The sequence below is a fragment of the Streptomyces sp. NBC_00306 genome (assembly GCF_036169555.1).
GTDB classification, from domain to species: Bacteria; Actinomycetota; Actinomycetes; order Streptomycetales; family Streptomycetaceae; genus Streptomyces; species Streptomyces achmelvichensis.
Window position 1 is genome coordinate 6672512 of the sequence record NZ_CP108032.1, and the last position, 20397, is coordinate 6692908.

Annotated in this window: 20 protein-coding genes; 11 read left to right on the plus strand and 9 right to left on the minus strand. The window is 73.5% G+C overall.

Annotation, left to right across the window (positions count from 1 at the left end):
- Positions 1-9: 9 nt before the first annotated feature.
- Positions 10-1521 carry a bifunctional phosphatase PAP2/diacylglycerol kinase family protein gene (locus OHA05_RS29760; protein WP_313943196.1) on the minus strand — a complete coding sequence of 504 codons (1512 nt, stop codon included), beginning with the start codon at positions 1519-1521 and terminating at the stop codon, positions 10-12.
- A 306-nt stretch (positions 1522-1827) separates the two neighbouring features.
- Here OHA05_RS29760 and OHA05_RS29765 point away from each other — a divergent pair, with 306 nt between their 5' ends.
- The 3 genes from OHA05_RS29765 (at position 1828) to OHA05_RS29775 (ending at position 5484) form a co-directional block, all read left to right on the plus strand.
- On the plus strand, positions 1828-3021 hold the full coding sequence (locus OHA05_RS29765; protein WP_328862206.1) for a sulfite oxidase: 1194 nt from the start codon (positions 1828-1830) through the stop codon (positions 3019-3021).
- A gap of 117 nt (positions 3022-3138) precedes the next feature.
- The gene (locus OHA05_RS29770) at positions 3139-4356 is read left to right on the plus strand and encodes an aminotransferase class I/II-fold pyridoxal phosphate-dependent enzyme (RefSeq protein WP_328862207.1); all 1218 of its coding nucleotides are present in this window, start codon (positions 3139-3141) and stop codon (positions 4354-4356) included.
- 12 nt (positions 4357-4368) lie between these two features.
- Positions 4369-5484, plus strand: coding sequence for an MBL fold metallo-hydrolase (locus OHA05_RS29775; RefSeq protein WP_328862208.1), 1116 nt, complete (start codon positions 4369-4371; stop codon positions 5482-5484).
- 51 nt (positions 5485-5535) lie between these two features.
- Here OHA05_RS29775 and OHA05_RS29780 read toward each other — a convergent pair whose 3' ends face one another.
- Complete coding sequence (locus tag OHA05_RS29780; protein ID WP_391837787.1) at positions 5536-6210, minus strand: DedA family protein; 675 nt, start codon at positions 6208-6210, stop codon at positions 5536-5538.
- Positions 6207-6977 (minus strand): MBL fold metallo-hydrolase, encoded by a 771-nt coding sequence (locus tag OHA05_RS29785; RefSeq protein ID WP_313943192.1) that lies wholly within the window; start codon positions 6975-6977, stop codon positions 6207-6209. The genes OHA05_RS29780 and OHA05_RS29785 overlap by 4 nt, the downstream gene beginning before the upstream one ends.
- 283 nt (positions 6978-7260) lie before the next feature.
- Between OHA05_RS29785 and OHA05_RS29790 the strand changes: the two genes are divergently transcribed.
- The 7 genes from OHA05_RS29790 to OHA05_RS29820 all read left to right on the plus strand — a co-directional run bounded on the left by OHA05_RS29790 (position 7261) and on the right by OHA05_RS29820 (position 13927).
- Positions 7261-7665 carry a hypothetical protein gene (locus tag OHA05_RS29790; RefSeq protein WP_313943191.1) on the plus strand — a complete coding sequence of 135 codons (405 nt, stop codon included), beginning with the start codon at positions 7261-7263 and terminating at the stop codon, positions 7663-7665.
- Positions 7666-7757: 92 nt separating this feature from the next.
- On the plus strand, positions 7758-9827 hold the full coding sequence (locus OHA05_RS29795; protein WP_443043800.1) for an alkaline phosphatase family protein: 2070 nt from the start codon (positions 7758-7760) through the stop codon (positions 9825-9827).
- A 51-nt stretch (positions 9828-9878) separates the two neighbouring features.
- Complete coding sequence (locus OHA05_RS29800; protein WP_328862209.1) at positions 9879-10988, plus strand: zinc-dependent alcohol dehydrogenase family protein; 1110 nt, start codon at positions 9879-9881, stop codon at positions 10986-10988.
- A gap of 165 nt (positions 10989-11153) precedes the next feature.
- On the plus strand, positions 11154-11513 hold the full coding sequence (locus OHA05_RS29805; protein ID WP_328862210.1) for a hypothetical protein: 360 nt from the start codon (positions 11154-11156) through the stop codon (positions 11511-11513).
- A 64-nt stretch (positions 11514-11577) separates the two neighbouring features.
- Positions 11578-11745, plus strand: coding sequence for a hypothetical protein (locus OHA05_RS29810; RefSeq protein ID WP_313943188.1), 168 nt, complete (start codon positions 11578-11580; stop codon positions 11743-11745).
- Positions 11746-11819: 74 nt separating this feature from the next.
- The gene (locus tag OHA05_RS29815; protein WP_313943187.1) at positions 11820-13115 is read left to right on the plus strand and encodes a VWA domain-containing protein; all 1296 of its coding nucleotides are present in this window, start codon (positions 11820-11822) and stop codon (positions 13113-13115) included.
- Positions 13115-13927, plus strand: coding sequence for a hypothetical protein (locus tag OHA05_RS29820; RefSeq protein WP_328862211.1), 813 nt, complete (start codon positions 13115-13117; stop codon positions 13925-13927). Before OHA05_RS29815 ends, OHA05_RS29820 begins: the two co-directional genes overlap by 1 nt.
- 46 nt (positions 13928-13973) lie before the next feature.
- On the opposite strand, the gene OHA05_RS29825 is transcribed toward OHA05_RS29820, so the two are convergent.
- The 3 genes from OHA05_RS29825 to OHA05_RS29835 all read right to left on the minus strand — a co-directional run bounded on the left by OHA05_RS29825 (position 13974) and on the right by OHA05_RS29835 (position 16392).
- Positions 13974-14459 (minus strand): peroxiredoxin, encoded by a 486-nt coding sequence (locus tag OHA05_RS29825; protein WP_313943185.1) that lies wholly within the window; start codon positions 14457-14459, stop codon positions 13974-13976.
- Positions 14443-14874: a hypothetical protein gene (locus OHA05_RS29830; protein WP_313943184.1), complete on the minus strand. Its 432-nt coding sequence runs from the start codon at positions 14872-14874 to the stop codon at positions 14443-14445. Before OHA05_RS29830 ends, OHA05_RS29825 begins: the two co-directional genes overlap by 17 nt.
- Positions 14875-15003: 129 nt before the next feature.
- On the minus strand, positions 15004-16392 hold the full coding sequence (locus OHA05_RS29835) for a hypothetical protein (protein WP_328863479.1): 1389 nt from the start codon (positions 16390-16392) through the stop codon (positions 15004-15006).
- A gap of 125 nt (positions 16393-16517) precedes the next feature.
- Between OHA05_RS29835 and OHA05_RS29840 the strand changes: the two genes are divergently transcribed.
- Positions 16518-17756: a molybdopterin-dependent oxidoreductase gene (locus tag OHA05_RS29840; RefSeq protein WP_328862212.1), complete on the plus strand. Its 1239-nt coding sequence runs from the start codon at positions 16518-16520 to the stop codon at positions 17754-17756.
- Between the two features lie 322 nt (positions 17757-18078).
- Here OHA05_RS29840 and OHA05_RS29845 read toward each other — a convergent pair whose 3' ends face one another.
- Genes OHA05_RS29845 through OHA05_RS29855 form a run of 3 tightly spaced genes read right to left on the minus strand, consistent with a single transcriptional unit; the run spans position 18079 to position 20290 of the window.
- Positions 18079-18840, minus strand: coding sequence for a class I SAM-dependent methyltransferase (locus OHA05_RS29845; RefSeq protein WP_328862213.1), 762 nt, complete (start codon positions 18838-18840; stop codon positions 18079-18081).
- A complete protein-coding gene (locus tag OHA05_RS29850; RefSeq protein WP_328862214.1) occupies positions 18837-19580 on the minus strand; it encodes a TIGR04282 family arsenosugar biosynthesis glycosyltransferase in 744 nt (247 codons plus the stop codon). Before OHA05_RS29850 ends, OHA05_RS29845 begins: the two co-directional genes overlap by 4 nt.
- On the minus strand, positions 19577-20290 hold the full coding sequence (locus OHA05_RS29855; RefSeq protein WP_328862215.1) for a glycosyltransferase family 2 protein: 714 nt from the start codon (positions 20288-20290) through the stop codon (positions 19577-19579). Before OHA05_RS29855 ends, OHA05_RS29850 begins: the two co-directional genes overlap by 4 nt.
- Positions 20291-20397: the final 107 nt, after the last annotated feature.

Below are 20397 nucleotides of genomic sequence, written 5' to 3' on the forward strand. Positions count from 1 at the left end.
CGCCCGAGGTCACAGAAGCGCCTGCGGCCGGTAGACCGTGAGCGCCTCCGCCGCCTTGTCGATGACCAACTCACCGGGGGCCTCGGTCACTTCACCGTCGAACGCCAGCGGAGTGCCCGGCGCCAGGCCCGTGATGCGGACCCTGCGCAGCTTCTGGGCCGCGTGCACCGGCGACCGGCTCAGCGGTCCCGCGAGTGCCGCCGCCAGCAGGCGCACGCCCGGCCACCGGCCGCCGTGCACGACGCGTACGTCCAGCAGTCCGTCTGCGAGGTCCTGCCGGTGCCCGGGCGTCGGCCCCATGCGCTGGTACATGCCGTTGCCGGCGAACAGCAGCCACATCGGGCGCCGGCGACCCTGGACGTCGGCCTCCAGAGGATGCTCGCCGCGCAGGACGACCAGCGCCGCGAGCACCCCCGCCGGCCAGCCGCCGATCCGCGGCGACCAGTGTTCGCGGATGCGGACCAGTTCCGGGTAGACGCCCAGGCTGAAGGTGTTGAGGAAGTATCCGGAGCGCTCCTTGCCCTGGGCTGCGGGCGGGCCGGGCGTGAAGCGGCCGAGGTCGACCTTGACGGCCTCGCCGCCCGCGAGCGCTCGGCATGTGTCGTGGACCGACTCGATGCCGAGGTCGTAGGCGAAGTGGTTGAACGTACCGCCGGGGAAGACCGCCAACGGCACACCGCGGTGCGCGGCCACGACAGCCGCCCGGTTGATGGTGCCGTCGCCGCCGAAGATGCCCAGCGCCTGTCCGCGTCCGGCCGCCTTCTCCAGCTCCGCGTGCAGATCCTCCGGTTCGCACTCCACGACCTCGGCCATCGGCAGCGCCTCTTGCAGCAGGTGCGACGAGTCCGCCGATCCCGACTGGCGGTTGACCACGACCACCAGGCCGTCGCCGCCGGGCAGTACGGGCGCGCTGGTCTGCGGCCGGCCGGGCGGCGGCAGCTGGGACCTGGTCGGCACCACCCCGCGGACGGCGAAGGCCGCCCCGACGCCCAGCGCCGCCCCCACCAGGACGTCGCTCGGGTAGTGCACGCCCGTGTAGATACGGGAGAACGCCACCGAGACCGCAGCGGGGGCGATGATCGCGCCCCAGCTCTTGGACTCCAGGGCGACACCGGTCGCGAAGGCGGCGGCCGAGGCGGCGTGCCCGGACGGGAAGGACGTCGTGAAGGGCTGCCGCTTCAGCTGCCGTATCACCGGCACCGCGTCCAGCATCGGCCGCGCCCGGCGCACCGACCGCTTCGCGACCGTGTTGATGGTGGCCGAGGCCAGTGCCAGGGACGCCACCCCGCGCACGGCGGCCCGGCGGGAGCGGGGGCTGCGCCCCAGCGCGACCATCCCTGCCGCCGCACCGAACCAGAGCAGTCCGTGGTTGGCGCTGCGGCTCAGCCGTGGCAGCACCGGCTCGGCACCCGGCCACTCCCGGGCGGCCACGGTGCTGAAAATCTGCCGGTCCCAGCTGCTGAGCAGCGCCGAGATTCTGTCCCGGAGCTGAGGGTTCACCTGTGTATGAGCGTCAGACATGGGTCGCGGGTACCCCGTGGACGGGTCCGCCACGCTGAACGTCCGCCATCGGGCACCTGTCCGTCCGGCATCCGCGAACACCCCGACGCAAGGACTTCCACCGCCTACGATCAGGGGCATGGTCGTCGACAGGCACAACCGCGCGCTCCCGGCCGCTTCTTCGCGCCGCCCGCGGTCCTCCTGTCCCTGTTGATTCCGGACGCACCTCCCGGATTCCTCCGGCCTTCGCGTCTCTTCCGCCTCACCGGCGTTCCGTTCGACCAACACCCCTGCCTCTGACGCCTTCTTGATTTCGTGGAGTTTGTGGTGATTTCTGCCCTGAACCGTCGTGACCTGCTGAGACTGCTCGTCGCCGCACCCGCCGCGGCCCACCTGCCGGCCGTCGCCCCCGCCGCGGCTGCACCCGCGGGCCCTGCCGCCCCCGGCATTCTCAAGCCGCTCCCACCGGAGATCTTCACCGTGCGCGGCACCAACGCCGAGACCAACCCCGCGGCGCTGCGTACCACCGGTCTGCTCGCCCCCGCCGACCACTTCTTCGTGCGGAACCACACCTCCACCCCACGGATCGCGGAGAGCGACTGGAAGCTGACGGTCTGGGGCAGCGGACTGCACGGCCGCCGCCCGGTCGACTTCAGCTACGGCCGGCTCCGGTCCCTGCCCTCGGTCACCCGGACCGCGGTCGTCGAGTGCGCGGGCAACGGCCGCAGTTTCTACACCACCCAGCAGGGCGAGCCGGTCACCGGAACCGCCTGGACGCTCGGTGCCATCGGAGCGGCGCGCTGGCGCGGGGTCCGGCTGCGGGACGTCCTGCACCACGCCGGGGTCTCCTCGTCCGCGGTGGACGTCATGCCGCGCGGTCTGGACGACCCCTTCGTCAGCAGCGGCGTCGACCTCGGCCGGGTGCGGCGCCCGCTGCCGCTCGCCAAGGCGCTCGACGACGTCATCCTCGCGTACGAGATGAACGGTGAACCCCTGCCGTACGACCACGGCTTTCCCGTCCGCGTGATCGTCCCCTCCTGGATCGGGATCGCCTCGATCAAATGGCTGGGGGACATCGAGGTCAGCTACACACCGCTCGCCTCGCCGTGGAACACGGACTTCTACCGCCTTTTCGGGCCCGCACACCCGCCCGGCGGCAGTGCTCCGCTCACTCGCCAGACGATCAAGAGCGCCATCGAGCTGCCCTTCGGCGCGACCCTCGAAGCGGGCCGGACCCTTCGGCTGACCGGCCGGGCCTGGTCGGCCGCCGCCCCGGTGCGCGAGGTCGAGATCAGCACCGACGGCGGGAGCCACTGGCGCCGGACCCGGCTGCGCGACACTCCACGGCGCAACGGCTGGGTCCGCTGGACCGCCGACTGGAGACCGCGCAGCACCGGCCCGGCCGACCTGCTCGCCCGGACGACGGACCGCTCGGGCAACACCCAGCCGGCGCGGTCGGTCCACAACACCCAGGGCTATCTCTTCGACGCGGTGGTCCGCCATCCCGTCACCGTCGTCTGACGCCCCTGCTGCGTTCGCGCGGACCGGCTCTCCCGCACGGCGGGCTCGGGCAAACCTCCGTATAAAGGGCTCGTGGGCCGGGCGGGCCCTCGGGACACGAACGGCGGAGGCGGCGGCATGCAGCGGACGGAGCCGGAAGGCCGCGGACCTGTCCGCTACGGACCGCCGGCGCCCGAACCGGGACTCCCCGTCCTGCCCGAGCTCGCCGAGGCGACCGCCGCGGCGGCCGCACGGCCCGTGGGCGAGCCGCCGGGCGGCGGCGCCGAGCTGCGGGAAGCGGCCTGCGGCTACTGGTCGCGGCGCGGGCTGCGCAGCCGGTCCGACGAGGTCGTCGCCGCCTCCGGCCCTCAGCCCCTGCTGTTCGCCCTCATCGCCGCCCACCGCGGGGACGTGCTGCTGCCCCGGCCCTGCCCCGCATGGTGGACCCCGCAGGCCCGGCTCCTCGGCCGGCCCGCCTACCACGTGCCGACCCCGGCGGAGTGCGGCGGCGTGCCCGACCCGTACGCGCTGCTGGAGACCGTGCGACGGGTGCGGGCGGAGGGCGGCGACCCGGGGCTGCTGCTGCTCTCCGTCGCCGACGACCCCACCGCGACCGTGGCGCCGCCCGAGCTCATGCGCGAGGCCTGCGAGGCTGCCGTCGCCGAGGGCCTGCTCATCATCAGCGACGAGACCTGGCGGGACACCCTCCACCGGCTGCACGAGACGGTGCTGGTGAGCCCGGCGGAGATGTGCCCGGGAGAGGTCACCGTGCTCAGCGATCTGGCCGGCGGGCTGATGCCCGCCTCGTGGCCGGTCGCCGTCGCCCGGTTCCCCCCGACGGACCAGGGGGCCGCCCGGCGCGCCAGAACCCTCGACATCCTCACCGCCCTCGGCGCCGTGGTGGCGGAACCCGTCGCGGCCGCCGCCGCCCTGGCACTGGACGAGCCCGCGCCCGTCGTCACCAGGTCGGAGCAGGCGGCCGGGCTGTACGGGGCGGTGACCACCGCGATGCACCACGCCGTGCTCGTCTCCGGAGCGGTCGCCCGCCCGCCGCAGGCCGGCCGGCATCTCTACGCCGACCTCGGCCCGCTGCGCGCCCCCCTCGCCCGGCTGGGTGTGACCGACTCCATGGAGCTCGAGGAGTATCTGAGCGACCGTCTCGGGTCACCCGCGCCCGGCGGGCACCGGTTCGGTGACGAGCTGGGTGAGCTGCGGGTGCGGCTGGCCGCGGGGCCGCTGCTGGGCGCCGGCCCCGAACAGCGTCAGGCATCCCTCACCTCACCGGCGCCCCTGGAATTGCCGCACGTATCCAGGGCATTGAGCATTCTTGGAACGGCCTTCGACGAACTGCGTTGAACGGAGCCCCGGATGACGGAACAGACCGAACAGGCGGAGCACTCGGGACAGGCAGACCGGACCGACCAGGCGCCCGGGGCGGCGGACCGTGCGGGGGCGGCGGGACCGGCCCTCACCACCCCGGAGCCCACCGCGTCCCTGACCGCCGGCGTACGGCCGCAGCTCCGGACCCGTCCGATCGGCGAGATCCGTCACTGGCCCCGCTCGTTCGCCGACCGCCTGACCGCTCCGCTGCCCGGGGTACGGGCCATGGCCCGCCTCGCCCGTGAGGGCGCGGTGCGTCCCGGCCGGGACGGCCTCCAGGACATCCCGCTGCTGCCCTTCGAACCCGGTCCGCTGCCCGCCGTCGACGCCACCACCGTTGCCGTCACCTGGGCCGGACACGCCAGTTGGGTGCTGCGCATCGGCGGGCTCACCGTGCTGACCGACCCCGTGTGGTCCCGCCGGATCTTCGGCACCCCGGCCCGGGTCACCCCCGTCGGGGTGCGCTGGGAGGACCTGCCGCCCGTCGACGCCGTGGTCATCAGCCACAACCACTTCGACCATCTGGACGCTCCGACCCTGAAGAGACTGCCGCGGCACACTCCGGTCTTCGCCCCCGCCGGCCTCGGCCGCTGGTTCCGCCGCCGGCTCTTCACCCGGGTGACCGAGCTCGACTGGTGGGAGGGCGCGGAGCTGGACGGCGTCCGCTTCGACTTCGTACCGGCCCACCACTGGTCCAAACGGACACTCGTCGACACCTGCCGCTCGCTGTGGGGCGGCTGGGTGCTCGGCGACCGGCTGGGCCGGTCCGTGTACTTCGCCGGCGACACCGGCTACGGCCACTGGTTCCGCGAGATCGGCCGCCGCCACCCCGGTCTCGATCTCGCGCTCCTGCCCATCGGTGCCTACGCCCCGCGCTGGTGGCTCAGCGATGTGCACACCGATCCGGAGGAGGCCGTGCGCGCCCTCGAGGATCTCGGAGCGCGGCACATGGCCCCGATGCACTGGGGGACGTTCGTCCTTTCGGCGGAACCCGTCCTCGAACCGCTCGTCCGGGTGCGCGCCGCGTGGGAGCGGACCGGCCGGCCGCGCGAGCAGCTGTGGGACCTGCCGGTCGGCGGGTCGCGGGTGCTGGACGCGGGCTGACGGGACCCTCGCAGGTGCCTGTGGGACGGCCGTGACCCGACCCGAGAGCCTCTACGCATGCTGCCCCGACGACCCCGGCCGGTGCCCCTTCCGGCGCCACCGGCGCCACAGCGGCGGCGCCCCGCTGAGCACCACCGTCAGCGCCACCGCGACGACCACGCCCTTCCACGGTTCGTCGAACAGCGAGCCGCCGAGTATCCCGATCAGCTGGTACGTCGCCGCCCATGCCAGGCACGCCGGGATGTCGCCCCGCACGAAGGAGCGCAACGGCATCTTGGCCAGCAGACAGGCCAGCATCACCGGGATGCGCCCCGCCGGTACCAGCCGCGACAGCACCAGGACGGCCACCCCGTGGTCCTCCAGCTTGCTCTGCGCCTGTTCGAGGTGCTCCGGCGCCGCGCGGTCGCGGAGCGCGGCCAGCCAGCGCGAGCCGTTCTTGGACCCGACGCCGCGCTGCCCGAGCCAGTACAGCGTCACATCGCCCAGGAATGCGGCGAACGACGCCACCAGAAAGACGAACAGCAGGCTCAGCGGGGACGTCTGATGGAAGGCCACCACCGCCGCGGAGCTCACCACCGCCCCCGTCGGCACCACGGGCACCAGGGCTCCCAGCGCTACCAGCAGGAACAGCGAGGGATAGGTGACGGCCTGCTGGGTGGACTCCGGCGGCAACTGGGCCACGAAGTCCGACAGCTGCCCGAACAGCTCCGCGGCCTTCGAGCTCACCGCCTCGCCTCCGGTCTGACCCGCTCACCGTGGCCGAGCCGGTGCACGGCCACCTTCGGTGCGATCCGCGCCGCCTTGCGGAGGAACTCCTCGCCCGGGGCGTAGAACTCGTGCGGGCGGACGCCGTCCAGGCCGATCGGCCAGTACGTGCCGTAGTGCACCGGCACCGCGGCACCCGGCGCGAGGGCGACCAGTGCCTCGGCGGCCCGGTGCGCGTCCAGATGCCCGTGCCCGAGGTAGGGACCCCAGCCGCCGACCGGCAGCAGTGCCACATCGACGGGACCGACCTCGTCCGCCATCGAGTCGAAGAGTCCGGTGTCCCCGGCGAAGTAGGTGCGAGCCTCACCGGTGATCACATAGCCGAGCGCGGGCGACCGGTGCGGACCGACCGGCAGCCGCCGTCCGTCGTGCAGGGCGGACACCGCCCGCACCACCACGTCGCCGACCGGTACCTCGTCACCGGGGAGCACCTCGGTGACCGGCAGCCGCAGCCGCTTCAGGCCCGGCACGGAACGCGTCGCGCCCTCCGGCACGATCAGCGGAGTGCCCGGCGCGATCCTGGCCAGTGAGGGCAGGTGCAGATGGTCGGAGTGCAGATGGGAGACGAGAACCGCGTCGGCGACGGCGGCCTCCGGCGGCGGCACGGCCCCGCGCCGCCTGCGCAGATGCGCGAGCCGGCGCACGAACAACGGGTCGGTCAGCACCCGGACCCCGGAGTCCTCGACCGTGCAGGTGGCATGACCCCACCAGGTGACTTCCACCGGCACGCAGCGCCTCCTTCTGCCCACGTCGGCCCGTTGTGCGAACCACGAGGACCGTTCTGCGAACCACTGCCCGTTTCGCGGGCGGGTACCCGTCCGAGCCTATGGCCTGTCGTTCCGAGCAGGCCTGGCGCCCATGGTCTGTCGTTCCCCGCAGGCCATGGGCGTCCCGGCGCACGAGCCCTCAGCCCGCTCCCGCCGCGCCCTCTGATGCGCCTCGGTGCGCGCTCCCTGGAGCCGGTCCGGCCGGAGTAGGGTCGGCGCGACCGCAGAGCGCAGGGGGATGTTGATGGATGCCTTACGAGTGGCGGCGATCGCCAGCCTGACGCCCCTCGAGGAGCTCGACAGCGACCCGTTCCTGGTGGACACCCGCAGTCAGCACGCGATGTGCGCCCGCTGGGCCGCCGACAAGGGCGGGGTCGTCACCCGGCAGCTGCTGTTCTACGGGCTGCGGCACGACCACTGCGGGCTGTGGGCCGATGTGGACGCCGGCGAGGTGGATCTCTTCGTCGCCCCCAACGACCGGGTGCTGGCACGGGCGTTGACGTCGGTGCGGGATTTCGTCGCCGAGTGCGAGCGCCGTGGCGTACGGCTGGAGACGGCGGGCCTGGACGAGCCCGTCTACGACGCGGCCATGAAGGCGGACGTCCATCGCAGGCTCTCCATGCCGACCGCCGGCTACAACGGCCGCTGACCCGCGGCCCCGGCCTGCGGGGACGCGCGAGCGGATCATGACCGCCGCTGTGCCACGCTGGAGACCTGATCCAGGGGTGAGGTGGAAGCGGCGTGGTCGAAAGCCGATGGCGCAGGGCGGGGAGCACCCCGCTGCGAGTGGTCGCCGTGTGGATGGTCTCCACACTGACGATGCTGGCTCTCGCCGGGCTGCTGCCCGACTTCCGGCTCCAGTCCGAGGACGGCGAGAGCATCACCCGTACCGCGGTGACGGCCGCCTGGGGCGCGGGCGCCTTCGGTCTGCTCAGCGCGCTGGTGTGGCCGGTGGTGGTACGGGCGCTGCTGCTCGTACCGGCACTCCTGCTCGGCCTGTTGGTCTTCTTCCTCAACGGCTCCCTGCTGCTGCTCGCGCTCCGGCTGATCCCCGACGGCGGCGGAGAGGCGGCCCCGGAGACCGCGGTCCTCGTCGCCGCCGTGATGTCCGCCGTCGCCTCCGCGACCTCCACGGCCCTCGCCGTGCACGACGACAACGCCTACCGGCGCCGGCTCTCCCGGCTCGCCACCCGGCGCCGCCGAAGACGCGGTGAGGACGTCGGCCGTACCGCCGCCGACGGCACGGTCTTCCTCCAGCTCGACGGAGTCGGTCACGAGGTGCTCCAGCGCGCGGCCAAGGACGGTGTGATGCCGACCGTCGCCGAGTGGCTCGCCACGACCCACCGGCTGACCCCCTGGCGTACGGACTGGTCCAGTCAGACCGGCGCCAGCCAGCTCGCCATCCTGCACGGCAGCAACCACGACGTCCCCGCCTTCCGCTGGTACGAGAAGGACACCCGCCGGGTCATGGTCAGCAACCGGCCCGCCAGCGCGGCCGAGCTCCAGCGCCGCGCCATCGAGCGCACCGGCGACGGCGGGTTGCTCACCGTCGACGGAGCCAGCCGCGGCAACCTCTTCAGCGGCGGCGCCGACCAGCTCGCGCTGGTGCTGTCGATCGCCGCCAGGCGTGGCAGGGCGAACCGCTCCCGGGCCGGGTACTTCGCCTACTTCTCCGACCCCGCCAACGCCGTCCGCACGGCCGGCGCCTTCTTCGCCGAAGTGGTCCGTGAGATCCGCCAGTCGACGCGGGCGCGGCTGCGCGGTGACACACCGCGGATCGGCCGCGGCGGTCTCTACCCCTTCATCCGGGCGTTCGCGACCGTCGTGGAACGCGACGTCGTTGTCGCCGCGGTGCTCGGTGACATGCTCGCAGGGCGCACCGCCGTCTACGCCGACCTCGTCGCCTACGACGAAGTGGCCCATCACTCGGGACCGCACAGCCGCGACGCGATGCAGGTCCTGGAGCGGCTCGACCGATCGCTCGCCCTGATCGCCAAGGTCTCCGAGCACACCCCGCGCGGCTACCGGATCGTGCTGCTGTCCGACCACGGGCAGAGCCCGGGCCAGACCTTCGAGGGCGCCTACGGTCTCACCCTCAAGGACCTCGTCCGGGCCGGCTGCGGCCTGCCCGTGTCCCGGCGCGCCGAACGCTCCAGGAGCGGCGCGGAAGCGCGGGACGCGGCGCGCCACACCCTGCACACCGCTCTGCACCGGCCACTGGCGGAGGGGGACGAAGTCGCCGCACCGAGCTCCGAACCGATCGTGCTGGCCTCCGGCAATCTCGCACTGATCTCCTTTCCCGACGTGCCCGAGCGGCTCAGCCGGGAGGAGATCGACGCCCGCCACCCCGCCCTGCTGCGGACGCTCGCCGGCCACCCGGGCGTCGGGTTTCTTCTGGTGCGCAGCGAGAAGCACGGCTCGTTGGTCCTCGGCCCCGGCGGAGTGGAGATCCCGCTCGCGGAGCTGGACGACGACGGCCCGCTGGCGGTGTTCGGCGCAGGCGCGGCCGATGCCGTGCGCCGTACCGACTCCTTCCCGCACGTCGCGGACATCATGGTCAACTCGATGTACGACCCCGAGACGGGCACCGTCCACGCCTTCGAGGCGCAGATCGGCTCCCACGGCGGCCTCGGGGGCGAGCAGTCCCAGCCCTTCCTGCTGTCGCCGCTGGAGCTGTCACCGCCCGTGAGCTGCGGCGCCGAACTGATCGGGGCGGAGCAGGTGCACGAGGTCCTGCGGCGCTGGCTGAACGAGTCCGAGGGGCCGCAGGTGCCGATCGCCCCCCTCGGCCGGACGGCGTCGCCCGGATAGCGTGGGCCGCGCTGTGGGGTCCACCGCGTGTGCCGATCTGGGGAGTGCCGGGTGCGTGCTGTCGTGTTCGAGGAGTTCAGGAAGCCGCTCGCCGTACGGGAGGTGCCCCGACCGGAGCCCGCGGAGGACGGTGCGGTGATCCGCGTCGAGGCGACCGGGCTGTGCCGCAGCGACTGGCACGGCTGGATGGGCCACGACGCCGACATCACGCTGCCGCATGTGCCCGGCCACGAACTGGCCGGTGTCGTCGAGTCGGTCGGCGCGGACGTCACCAACTGGCACCCGGGGGACCGTGTCACCGTGCCCTTCATCTGCGCCTGCGGCCGCTGCGCCGCGTGCGCGCGGGGAGCGCAGCAGGTGTGCGAACGGCAGGAGCAGCCCGGGTTCACGCACTGGGGGTCGTTCGCGCAGTACGTGCCGCTCCGGTACGCCGACACCAATCTGGTGGCCCTGCCCGACGCGATGTCCTTCGCCACCGCGGCCGGTCTCGGCTGCCGGTTCGCGACCGCCTTCCGCGCGGTGGTGGGCCAGGGCCGGGTGCGGGCGGGGGAGTGGGTCGCGGTGCACGGCTGCGGCGGGGTGGGCCTGTCCGCCGTGATGATCGCCGCGGCCTGCGGGGCGCGGGTGGTCGCGGTCGACGTGTCGCCGGAGGCCTTGGAACTGGCGCGGGCGGTCGGCGCCGAGGTCTGTGTCGACGCCTCCACACTGCCCGGTGGCGTCAACGCCCCGGTCCCGCCCAACACCACCCCGAACAGCGGCGCGGCCGACTCCGCCACGGACGGCGGCGTGGCCGAAGCCGTCCGTGAGATGACCGGCGGCGGCGCCCACCTCTCGCTGGACGCCCTCGGCTCCCCGGTGACCTGCGTGAACTCGGTCCAGTGCCTGCGCCGTCAGGGCCGTCACATCCAGGTGGGCCTGCTGCCCGATGGCGTACGGCTCCCGATGGACCGGGTCGTGCCGCTGGAGCTGGAGATCCTCGGCAGCCACGGCATGGCCGCCCACGACTACCCGGAGATGATGGCGATGGTCGCGTCCGGGTCGCTGCGCCCGGACCTCCTCGTGACGAAGGAGATCGGTCTGGACGCCGTTCCGGAGGCGCTCGCGTCGCTCGGCACCGCGCCCGGCAGCGGAGTGACGGTGATCCGGCCGCACGGGGTGTGAGGGCCGGTGGAGCCGTCCGTGCGGCGGGCCGGTGCACCCGTCCGGATCCGGCGTGTACGGGAATCGGGCTAACGGGCGTCCCCCGGTGGAGGGGAACTGTGGCCACGGCGGCCGCGCCGCGGGCCCGCAGGGGTAAAGGAGGCCTGTCCAGGAAGGTCACGCCCCATGAACCAGCCCGCGCCGTACACCGTCGCCCTCCGCGCCCTGGCGCGCCGGGCTGCGCCGATAGCGCTGGTGGCTCTCCTCGCCCTGTTGGGCATGTCCCTCGGACCCGGGGCGCAGACCATGGCGGTGGGCGAACTCCGGCCGCCGGCCTCCGCGCCCGCCGACCCGACGCATCCGGGCCAGCCCGAAGAGGGCGACACCGGGACCTCCGCGCCGGCCCGCGCCCGCGCCTCGGTGCGGCCGCCGGGTGACGATGCCGGCGCCGGGCCCGGCGGACGAGCCGTCCGGCCCTCCCAGCGTTTTCCGGACGGGCCGCCACGTGTACCGCTCGCCGTGCGTTGTGTGGTGCTGCGCTGCTGACAGTGCTGAGGGACCCCAGCACTGTTCCGCACCATCACCCCCACATCACGCGAGGTGCACAGCCATGCCCATCGACCCGTTCGCCGCGCTCAGCGCCATGGTCCGCGCCGAGGCGGCGCGCACCGAGACCACGCACACCGTCGAGCCCACCGAGCGGCGCAGGCCTCCCGAGACCGAGTCGGAACCGAGGCCGGACGCCCGCCGTTCGCGCACCGACGACCGCACCGTCTGACGCTCCCACAGCGCCCGACGCCCCTGCCACCGGCCCGTTTTGGAGCATCGGCGGATCATCAATACGATCCGCTGATGATCAATAGAAAACGGCTGGCGGCCGGGGCGTGCGGCCTGCTCGCCGCCCTCGCCGTCGGGCTCTTCCCGGCCGGCGCAGCCGCCGACGACGAACCGGCGGACAAGTCCCCCGAGGCAGCTCCCAAGGTCGAGTTGGTGCTCGACGTGAGCGGCTCGATGCGTGCCCGCGACATCGACGGCCAGACCCGTATGTCGGCGGCGAAGCAGGCCTTCAACGACGTACTGGACGCCGTGCCCGCCGAAGTCCGGCTCGGCATACGCACCCTCGGGGCCGACTACCCCGGCAAGGACAGAAAGGTCGGCTGCAAGGACACCAAGCAGCTCTACCCCGTCGGGCCGCTCGACCGGACCGAGGCCAAGACCGCGATCGCCACCCTCGCCCCCACCGGCTGGACGCCCATCGGCCCGGCGCTGCTCGGCGCGGCCGACGACCTCGAGGGCGGCGACGGCACCCGGCGGATCGTGCTCATCACGGACGGCGAGGACACCTGCGCCCCGCTCGACCCGTGCGAGGTCGCGCGCGACATCGCGGCCAAGGGCATCCACCTCGTCATCGACACCCTGGGACTGGTCCCGGACGCGAAGACCCGCAACCAGCTGAGCTGTATCGCGGAAGCCACCGGCGGCACCTACACCTCGGTGCAGCACACCGACGAACTGTCCGACCGCGTCAACCAGTTGGTCGACCGCGCGGCCGAGCCCGTGGTCACCCCCGTCGCCACCCAGGGCGCGGCACAGTGCGCGAAGGCCCCGCGGCTCGAACCGGGCCTCTACAGCGACCGGGAGACGTTCGGTCAGCACCGCTGGTACCGCGTGGACGTGCTGCCCGGCCAGGAGCTGCGCGCCTCGGTGAGCATCGGCGCCGACCGTGCCGTCAACAACGACTACGGCGTGCTCCTGCGGGCCGTCACCGTGCACGGCCGGGAGATCGTCCGCGGTTCGGAGGCGGGTGACGGACGCACCGACGTCATCTCCACCGGCCTGCGCTATCCGAAGCCCGAGTCCGCCGACGATGCCGACGACACGGACGACTCCAAGCCCGCCGCCGAGTCCGTCTGCCTGGAGGTCAGCAACGCCTTCGCCGCGGCCCCCGCGGTGAAGACCACGCCCGGTATGCCCGTCGAGCTCACCGTCGACATCGTGGACGCGCCCGACGGGTCGTCCGACGTCGCCGCCTTCGGTCTCGGCCGCGGCTGGTGGCTCCTGGCCGTCCTCGCGCTCACGGGCCTGCTGGCCGGAGTGCTGTGGGGCTGGATCTCGCGCTGGCGCGTCGCCGTATGGAGGACCAACTGATGCGTATCGCACGCGCACTGACGACCGTGCTGCTCGCCGCCGCCGCACTGAGCGGCTCGGCGGGTGCCGCCGTCGCCGACGACCCGTCGCCGTCGCCGAGCGACGGCGCGAGCGGGGCGGGACCGACCGAGGCCGGTACCGGTTTCCGTGACGCCACCGCGATCGAGCAGGGGCAGCCCGCCACCGCCACCGCGTCGGCGGGCGACTATCTGTACTGGGTGTTCCCGGCGGACGCGGGCCACCGGGCCACGGTGAAGGCCACCGTCACCCTGCCCGAGTCGGCCACCCGGACCGGGGCGTCCACCTGGCAGCTCGATGTGTACGACGGGCTGCGCCGGCGCCAGGCCTGTATGTACGGCATGCAGACCCGGGCGGCCTCGAAGGGCGCGGCGACCGTGGAGCTGTCCTGCACGCTGCGGACCGTCCGTTCCTGGGCGGAGCCGTGGGACAACGATCCGCTGCCCGGCAGTTACTACGTCCGTCTGACCGTGACCGAGCTCCCCGAGGAGGACCTCGGACTGCCGGTCCGCGCCGAGGTCCGTGCGGACGTGTCCGACGTGGGCGGCGCCTCCGCCGTGGACGGCTCACTCGCCGCTCCGCTGGTGGCGGGCGCGAAGACGGCCGACGAGGCGGGCGAACCGAAGCAGGCGGGCGTTTTCGCTGAGCCCGAGGACGGCTGGTCCTCCGGCTGGTGGTCGGACCGCTGGATCTGGACGGTCGCGGGCGGGCTGCTCTGTGCGCTCGGCGCGATCGCCGGATACGCGCTGACACGGGGCGCGGGCCGCCCCTCAGGCGCACCGCCGACCGCCTGACACACGCGGGCGAGTGGCTGCGACCGGCAGCCACTCGCCCCACGGACTACGCCTCCTGGAGCGCGGCGAGCTGCGCGGCCAGGGTCTCCTTCGACTGGAACGTCGCGCCGAACAGGGCGACATGCTTCCAGTGCAGGGTGCCGTCCCCGGCGACGACGAACACCGCGCGCCGCAGCCCGATCCCCGGGGCCGCGACCCCGAACGCCTTGGAGACCGCCCGGTCGGTGTCCGCGAGCAGCGGCATCCGCAGCCCGTGCTTGCGCGCGAACGCCTCGTGGCTGTCCACCCCCTGTGGGCTGATCCCCCACACCTCGGCGCCGCACTCCGTGAACGACTCCAGACCGCTGGAGTACGAACACAGCTGCTTGGTGCAGACGGTGGTGTCGTCCCCGGGGTAGAACGCGAGCACGAGCGGCCGCCCCTTCACAGCGGCGAGCGAGAACTCACGCCGCTCGAAGGCGCCGTCCACGAGCACGCCTCCGGGGAGGGTGAAGTCGGGGACGGGCTTACCGGGTTCAGGTGACGCTGCCAAGGGAACTCCTGCGGCTACGGGTACGGACGGCGGGGGTACGTGCGGCTCGGCGGCCCCTGGCGCCCCTCGGGGGCGGACCGCACACCCAGACAGTCCACGCCGACGAGGGGTCCGGATGGAAGACCAGGCGGCGATCGTGGCCGGGTTGCAATCGAAGACCGTCGGCAGCACCGATGAGGTGGAACGTCAGCCGCGCGCCGCCGGGGAACAACTCCCGTAACGCGTCGGCCGGTACGTCCCGGTCGTCGGCAAGCGTACTGATGTCCACGAAGATCGCCGTGAACCCCTCGCCCGCTCGCTCCCGCAGCGCCTGGGCGAGGGCGGGCAGAGTGCTCCGCGCCAGCCGTCCGCTCACGGCGATCCACACCTGCGGCCCGTCCGTGGCCAGTACCCGTACCCGTACCGTCGCTCGCATCTGCGCCCCCAGTACCCGGGTGATCCGCGCACCGCCGGTGGGCGCGCCGTCACCGTTGTCTTCGGAGCGGGAGGGCCGGCGGATTGCCCGGGGTGCCGACCTTTCTCCCCACCCGGAGGCCGCGACCCGTCACCAGCCGGTCAGCAGCAGATGGTTGAGGAGCAGCGCCGGCAGTGCCTGGGCGGCGAGCCAGCCGCGGGCACGGGGGAGGAACGCGCAGGCCGGAAGCAGCCACAGGGCGAAGGGGAGCCAGATGCGTTCCGTCTCCGCCTTGCTCATGCCGGACAGGTCGGCGACCAGCAGGGCAAGGAGGGCGGCGGACACGAGGAGCGCGAGACGGGTGTCGGCGGCGGGGCCGCCGGGGCGGGTGAGCGCACCGCCACGGTGCCGCAGGAGCAGCGCTCCGGACCGTCGCAGCCCCGCCGCCGTCGCCAGACCCGTGATGAGCACCGCGCACGCCAGGTTGCCCCACACCCAGTAGCCGTAGGGACGGATGCCGCCCGCGCCCTGGTAGTAGCGCGTGACCAGCACGTCGTACGCCTCCCACCAGGCGAACCCGGCGAGCGTGAACGCCGCCGGGACCACCGCCAGCCCGGCGAGCAGCGCGACCGACAGGCCGGGGCGCTCCCGGATTCCGTGCCGGCCGAGCACCAGCACCGCCGCCGCGATCAGGGCGAAGAGCGTGAGACCGTACGACAGATAGCAGGTCAGACCGAACAGCAGTCCCGACGCCCCCGCACACGGTGCGGACCGCCTGGTGACCGCCAGGGCCAGCAGCGCCACCCCCCACGCCGCCACCGCCGCGAAGTACGCGTCGGCCGAGGTACCCATCCACACCGCTGCCGGGGCGAGCACGAGGAAGGGCGCAGCCCTGCGCGCGAGTGACTCGTCGGCCAGGGCGCGGATCGTCACCAGCACGGCCACGCAGGCCGTCGCTCCGACGGTGATGCACCACACTCCGGCCCAGACCCCGCCTCCCAGCCCGACCCGGTCGAGCAGCACGAAGGTGAGTGTGGCGCCGGGCGGATGGCCGGCGACGTGGGCGGGCCAGTTATCGGGGGAGTCGATGAGGATGTGCGAGGTGAAGTCCCGCAGGGCTGCCGGGATGTCGTGGAAGCGGTCGACGGCCCGGAGGTACTCGTGGCGGGTGGTGAGCCGGACGGCGATACCCCGGTGCCACCCGTCGATCAGGGCGAGGGAGCAGATCCACGCCATGGCCGCGGCCCACGTCAGCGGGAGCAGGACCCGCCAGGAGAGACGGGCCGCGAGGGCGGGCCCGTACACCACGGTGGCGATCGCCACCAGCACGGCCGCCGGTGTGCCGGGGCCCACATGGGGTCCCCAGGACGCCAGCAGCGGGGGCCAGTTGACGAGCAGCGTCCCGCTGGTCCCCTGGAGGTGGCGGCCGACCAGCACGGCCGCCGTCACGAGCAGCGCGGCCGCCCCGGCGGCGTACAGGTCATGGCGGAGGCCGCGGGGGGCGCGGGTGGGTACGGCGTCGGGCCCGGCGGGGGGCAGGGTGCGGATCACACGGGAACGCTAGGCCGCGCGACCGCTCCAGGGACCGCCGTCCGGGCCGATGTCAGCGTTTCGTCATGGGTCGCGCACCCGTTTGCGGGGTGCCCCCGGCCTACCGTCGGGACATGCCCGCCCCCGACGCCCCACGGCTTCCCTCCTCGCCCGGCTTCTGGCGCAGCCCGCTGCGCGGCCCCTGGTTCACCTCGGTGCTGGGCCTCGTCCTGCTCGTCGGCATCACCGTGCTGTTCGTGACGGGCCTGGTGTCGTACGCCGCCTACAACCCGGATCTGTCGCCGGTGAACGACACGACGCCCGACAAGGGGATTCTCGGCTTCTACCTCTTCTCCTGGCCGACGAGCCCGCACTGGCTGTACCGGCTCAACCAGGGCATCCACGTCACCCTCGGCATCACGGTGATCCCCGTCCTGCTCGCCAAGCTGTGGTCCGTGGTGCCGAAGCTGTTCGCGCTGCCGCCGGCCCGCTCGCTCGCCCACGCCCTGGAGCGGATCTCGCTGCTGCTCCTGGTGGGCGGGGCACTGTTCGAGTTCGTGACCGGCGCGCTCAACGTCCAGCTCGACTACGTTTTCCCCGGCTCCTTCTATCCGCTGCACTTCTACGGAGCGTGGGTGTTCTTCGCCGCGTTCGTCGCCCACGCCCTGCTGAAGATGCCCATCGCACTGCGCAATCTGCGGCACCTGCGGGAGGAGAAGAACGACCTGGTGTCTCCGCACCCCGCCGAGCCGACCGTCTCCCGGCGCGGCGCTCTGTGGTTCGTCGGAGGCGGCTCGCTGCTGCTGTTCGCGACGACCGTGGGACAGAACTTCGACGGCCTGCTGCGGCGCACCGCCCTCCTCGCACCGCATGGCGGCGACGACCCCGGCAGCGGCCCGAACGGCTTCCAGATCAACAAGACCGCCCGGTACGCCGGGATCGTCGCGGCGGAGACCCGCGACGACGCGTGGCGACTCGTGGTGACGGGACGCTCGGGCACCGTCCGCCTCAGCCGCGACCGGCTCCTTCAACTCCCTTTGCACAGCGCGGCGTTGCCCATCGCCTGCGTGGAGGGCTGGTCGACGTCGGACCAGTGGTGGCGCGGGGTACGGCTGCGCGACCTCGCGGCGCTCGCCGGATACGACGGCGACCCGCCCGACGTGTTCGTCGAGTCCCTCCAGCGCAGCGGCGCCTTCCGGCGGGCCGCCCTGCGTGCCAACCAGGTGGCCGACCCGCGTTCCCTGCTCGCCCTGTACGTCAACGGCGACCAGCTCTCGCCCGACCACGGCTACCCGGCGCGCATCATCGTGCCCGCGGCTCCCGGTGTGCTGAACACCAAGTGGGTGGCCCGGATGACGTTCGGAGACCTCTGATGCTTCCGCCGCTTCGCCGCATCCCGATCGGCAGCCCCGTGCAACTGCTGCTGCTCGCCTGCTCGTTCGCCCTCGCCGCCTACGCGGGTGTGCGGCTGCTCGCGGACGACTGGCTCGGTGTCACCCTGTGGTTCGTGGGCGCGGCACTGCTGCACGACCTCGTGCTGCTGCCCTTGTACTCGGTCGCCGACCGGGCACTCGTACGAGGGCTCGGTGCCTTCCGGCGCCGGGACTCGGTCCCGTACGTGCGCGTACCGGCAGCCCTCTCCGGGCTGCTCCTGCTCGTGTGGTTCCCGCTGATCAGCGGGGCTGCCGAGGCGCGCTACCGGTCCGCCACCGGGCTTCCCGCGGACGTGTTCCTGACCCGCTGGCTCCTGATCACCGCCGTCCTCTTCGGCGGCTCGGCGCTGCTGCTGGTGCTGCGGCTGTGGCTGCGTAGGGAGACGAAGCACCGTCCGCCGGCCGTCCACTGACCGGTCTGCTCCCAGCCCCGTGCGTACCTCAGCAGCGCGCGCGTACCGAGCCGCGCCCAGGGAAAGAGGGGGTCGGTTCCGTCGGTGTCGCCGAGACCGACGACCCGCACCCGGGCGCGTTCGTCGACGTCCACCGGGACGGTCTCGGCGATCAGCAGGCCACCGGGGCGCAGGAGTACGGCCAGCCGGTCCAGCAGGGCGATCGGGTCGCCGCCGATGCCGACGTTGCCGTCCATGAGCAGGGCGGTGCCCCAGCGGCCCTCGCCGGGTATCGCCTCGAAGACCGAACGCCGCAGCGCCTCACCCCCGAGCCGCACGGTGTGTTCGACGGCCGCCTCGCTGACATCGATACCGAGGACGGCCCGCCCCCGAGCGGCGAGTTCGGCCACCAGCCGGCCGGGCCCGCACCCGACGTCGAGCACCGTTTGCTCGCACCGGTCCAGCACGCTCCGGTCGACGGCGTCGGCGCGGGCGCACCAGCGTTCCACCTCGAGGGGGAGCAGCGAGCCGTCGGCGCGGCGCAGGAACAGCGGACCGTGACCGGCGCGCAGGGCGGCGGCGTAGGGGTCGGCGGTCGCCCAGGGGAGGGCGGTGGCGGGTGGCGTGCTCATCGGGGTGTGGTCGGTCGCGAGGCCGGCCGGGTGGGCGGCTGCGCGTCGGCGTCGTCCGGTCGGCCGGGCGGTGCCGTGCGCGAACCCTGTCCGCAATCACCACCCGTGACCGCCGTGTCCGACGTGACCGCCGGGACCGACGTGCACCGGGCCAGCCGGGCCGCGAAGCAGCCGTGCGGGGCCAGTGCGGCGACGGCCTGCGCGTCGGCGGCCGTGTCGACGTCCCGCAGGCGCGGGAGGTCGCGCACCCGCAGACCGGCGGCGAGGAGGCGGTCCCGTTGGACCGCACCCGTCCCGGCGGTCGACATCGGCACGCCCCGCAGCAGCGCGGGATCGGGGTGCGCCAGCCCGAGCGCCCAGAAGCCGCCGTCCTCGGCCGGGCCGAAGAAGGCGTCGCAGGCGGCGAAATCGACGGTGAGCAGCTCGGGCGTCACCTGCGGGGTGTCCATGCCGATGAGCAGGGCCGGCCCGTCGCAGTGCGCGAAGGCGTCCGCCAGCCGTTCGTCGAGCCCGCCCGCGCACTGCGGTACGACGTCGAAGCCGGGCGGCAGCCAGGGGCCGGGGGTGCCGTCGAGGACGAGAACGCGCCGGGAGGCGGGGGTGGCCGCCACGGCGTGCAGGGTGTCGGCGAGGGCCGCCTCGGCCAGCTCCGCCGCCTCGTGCGACGTGAAGGGAGGAGTCAGCCGGGTCTTGACCCGACCCGGCCGCGGCTCCTTGGCGATGACGAGCAGCGTGGTCAACGGACGGTTCCCCCTGGGTGTGCGGTGCCTGCCGGGTGCGCGGGCCTCTCGCCGAGCACGCGTCTCATGTCCCGTACGGCCTGCCAGGTACCGCGCCAGGTGCCGGTCACCTTCGAGGCTCCGGTGCGCGGCAGGTACGGCACGTCGTGCTCGGCGATCCGCCAGCCGGCGTCGGCCGCGCGGACGACCATCTGGAGCGGATAGCCGCTGCGCCGGTCGGTGAGGGCGAGAGCGAGCAGCGGTTCCCGGCGGGCGGCGCGCAACGGACCGAGGTCGTGCAGGCGCAGCCCGGTGCGGCGGCGCAGTATCCGGGCGAGCGCGAGGTTGCCCGCCCGGGCGTGTGCGGGCCAGGCGCCCCGGCCCTGCGGACGCCGCCGGCCGAGCACCAGGTCCGCCCCGCCGTCGCGCACTTCGCGGACGAAGGGGACGAGGAGCGACGGGTCGAGGGAGGCGTCGCAGTCGCAGAAGCACACCACGTCGGCGGTGGCGGCGGTCAACCCGGTGTGGCAGGCGGCGCCGAAGCCCTTGCGCGGCTCGTGCACGACGGTGGCGCCGAACGCGCGGGCGATCGCGGCCGATCCGTCGGTGGAACCGTTGTCGACGACGATGGCGCGCCAGCCCGGCGGAATCCGTTCGAGCACCCAGGGAAGGGCCTCGGCCTCGTTCAGGCAGGGCAGCACCACATCGACGTCCGAAGGTGTCGTGGTCACGGTTTCACCCTACGAACGCGAATGGGGCATTTGGGACTCCCACTCCTTACGAAACGCGGACGTCGGAGGCCGGCGTGCTCCCTGCCGGCGGCACGGTGCCAGGCTGG

What these genes read in the sequence shown, in the direction of transcription:
- OHA05_RS29840 (WP_328862212.1), top strand. Translation starts at nt 16,518, where the DNA reads ATGCCCGCCCCCGACGCCCCACGGCTTCCCTCCTCGCCCGGCTTCTGG.
- OHA05_RS29815 (WP_313943187.1), top strand. Translation starts at nt 11,820, where the DNA reads ATGATCAATAGAAAACGGCTGGCGGCCGGGGCGTGCGGCCTGCTCGCC.
- OHA05_RS29830 (WP_313943184.1), bottom strand. Translation starts at nt 14,874, where the DNA reads ATGCGAGCGACGGTACGGGTACGGGTACTGGCCACGGACGGGCCGCAG.
- OHA05_RS29845 (WP_328862213.1), bottom strand. Translation starts at nt 18,840, where the DNA reads ATGAGCACGCCACCCGCCACCGCCCTCCCCTGGGCGACCGCCGACCCC.
- OHA05_RS29790 (WP_313943191.1), top strand. Translation starts at nt 7,261, where the DNA reads ATGGATGCCTTACGAGTGGCGGCGATCGCCAGCCTGACGCCCCTCGAG.
- OHA05_RS29810 (WP_313943188.1), top strand. Translation starts at nt 11,578, where the DNA reads ATGCCCATCGACCCGTTCGCCGCGCTCAGCGCCATGGTCCGCGCCGAG.
- OHA05_RS29820 (WP_328862211.1), top strand. Translation starts at nt 13,115, where the DNA reads ATGCGTATCGCACGCGCACTGACGACCGTGCTGCTCGCCGCCGCCGCA.
- OHA05_RS29770 (WP_328862207.1), top strand. Translation starts at nt 3,139, where the DNA reads ATGCAGCGGACGGAGCCGGAAGGCCGCGGACCTGTCCGCTACGGACCG.
- OHA05_RS29805 (WP_328862210.1), top strand. Translation starts at nt 11,154, where the DNA reads ATGAACCAGCCCGCGCCGTACACCGTCGCCCTCCGCGCCCTGGCGCGC.
- OHA05_RS29760 (WP_313943196.1), bottom strand. Translation starts at nt 1,521, where the DNA reads ATGTCTGACGCTCATACACAGGTGAACCCTCAGCTCCGGGACAGAATC.
- OHA05_RS29775 (WP_328862208.1), top strand. Translation starts at nt 4,369, where the DNA reads ATGACGGAACAGACCGAACAGGCGGAGCACTCGGGACAGGCAGACCGG.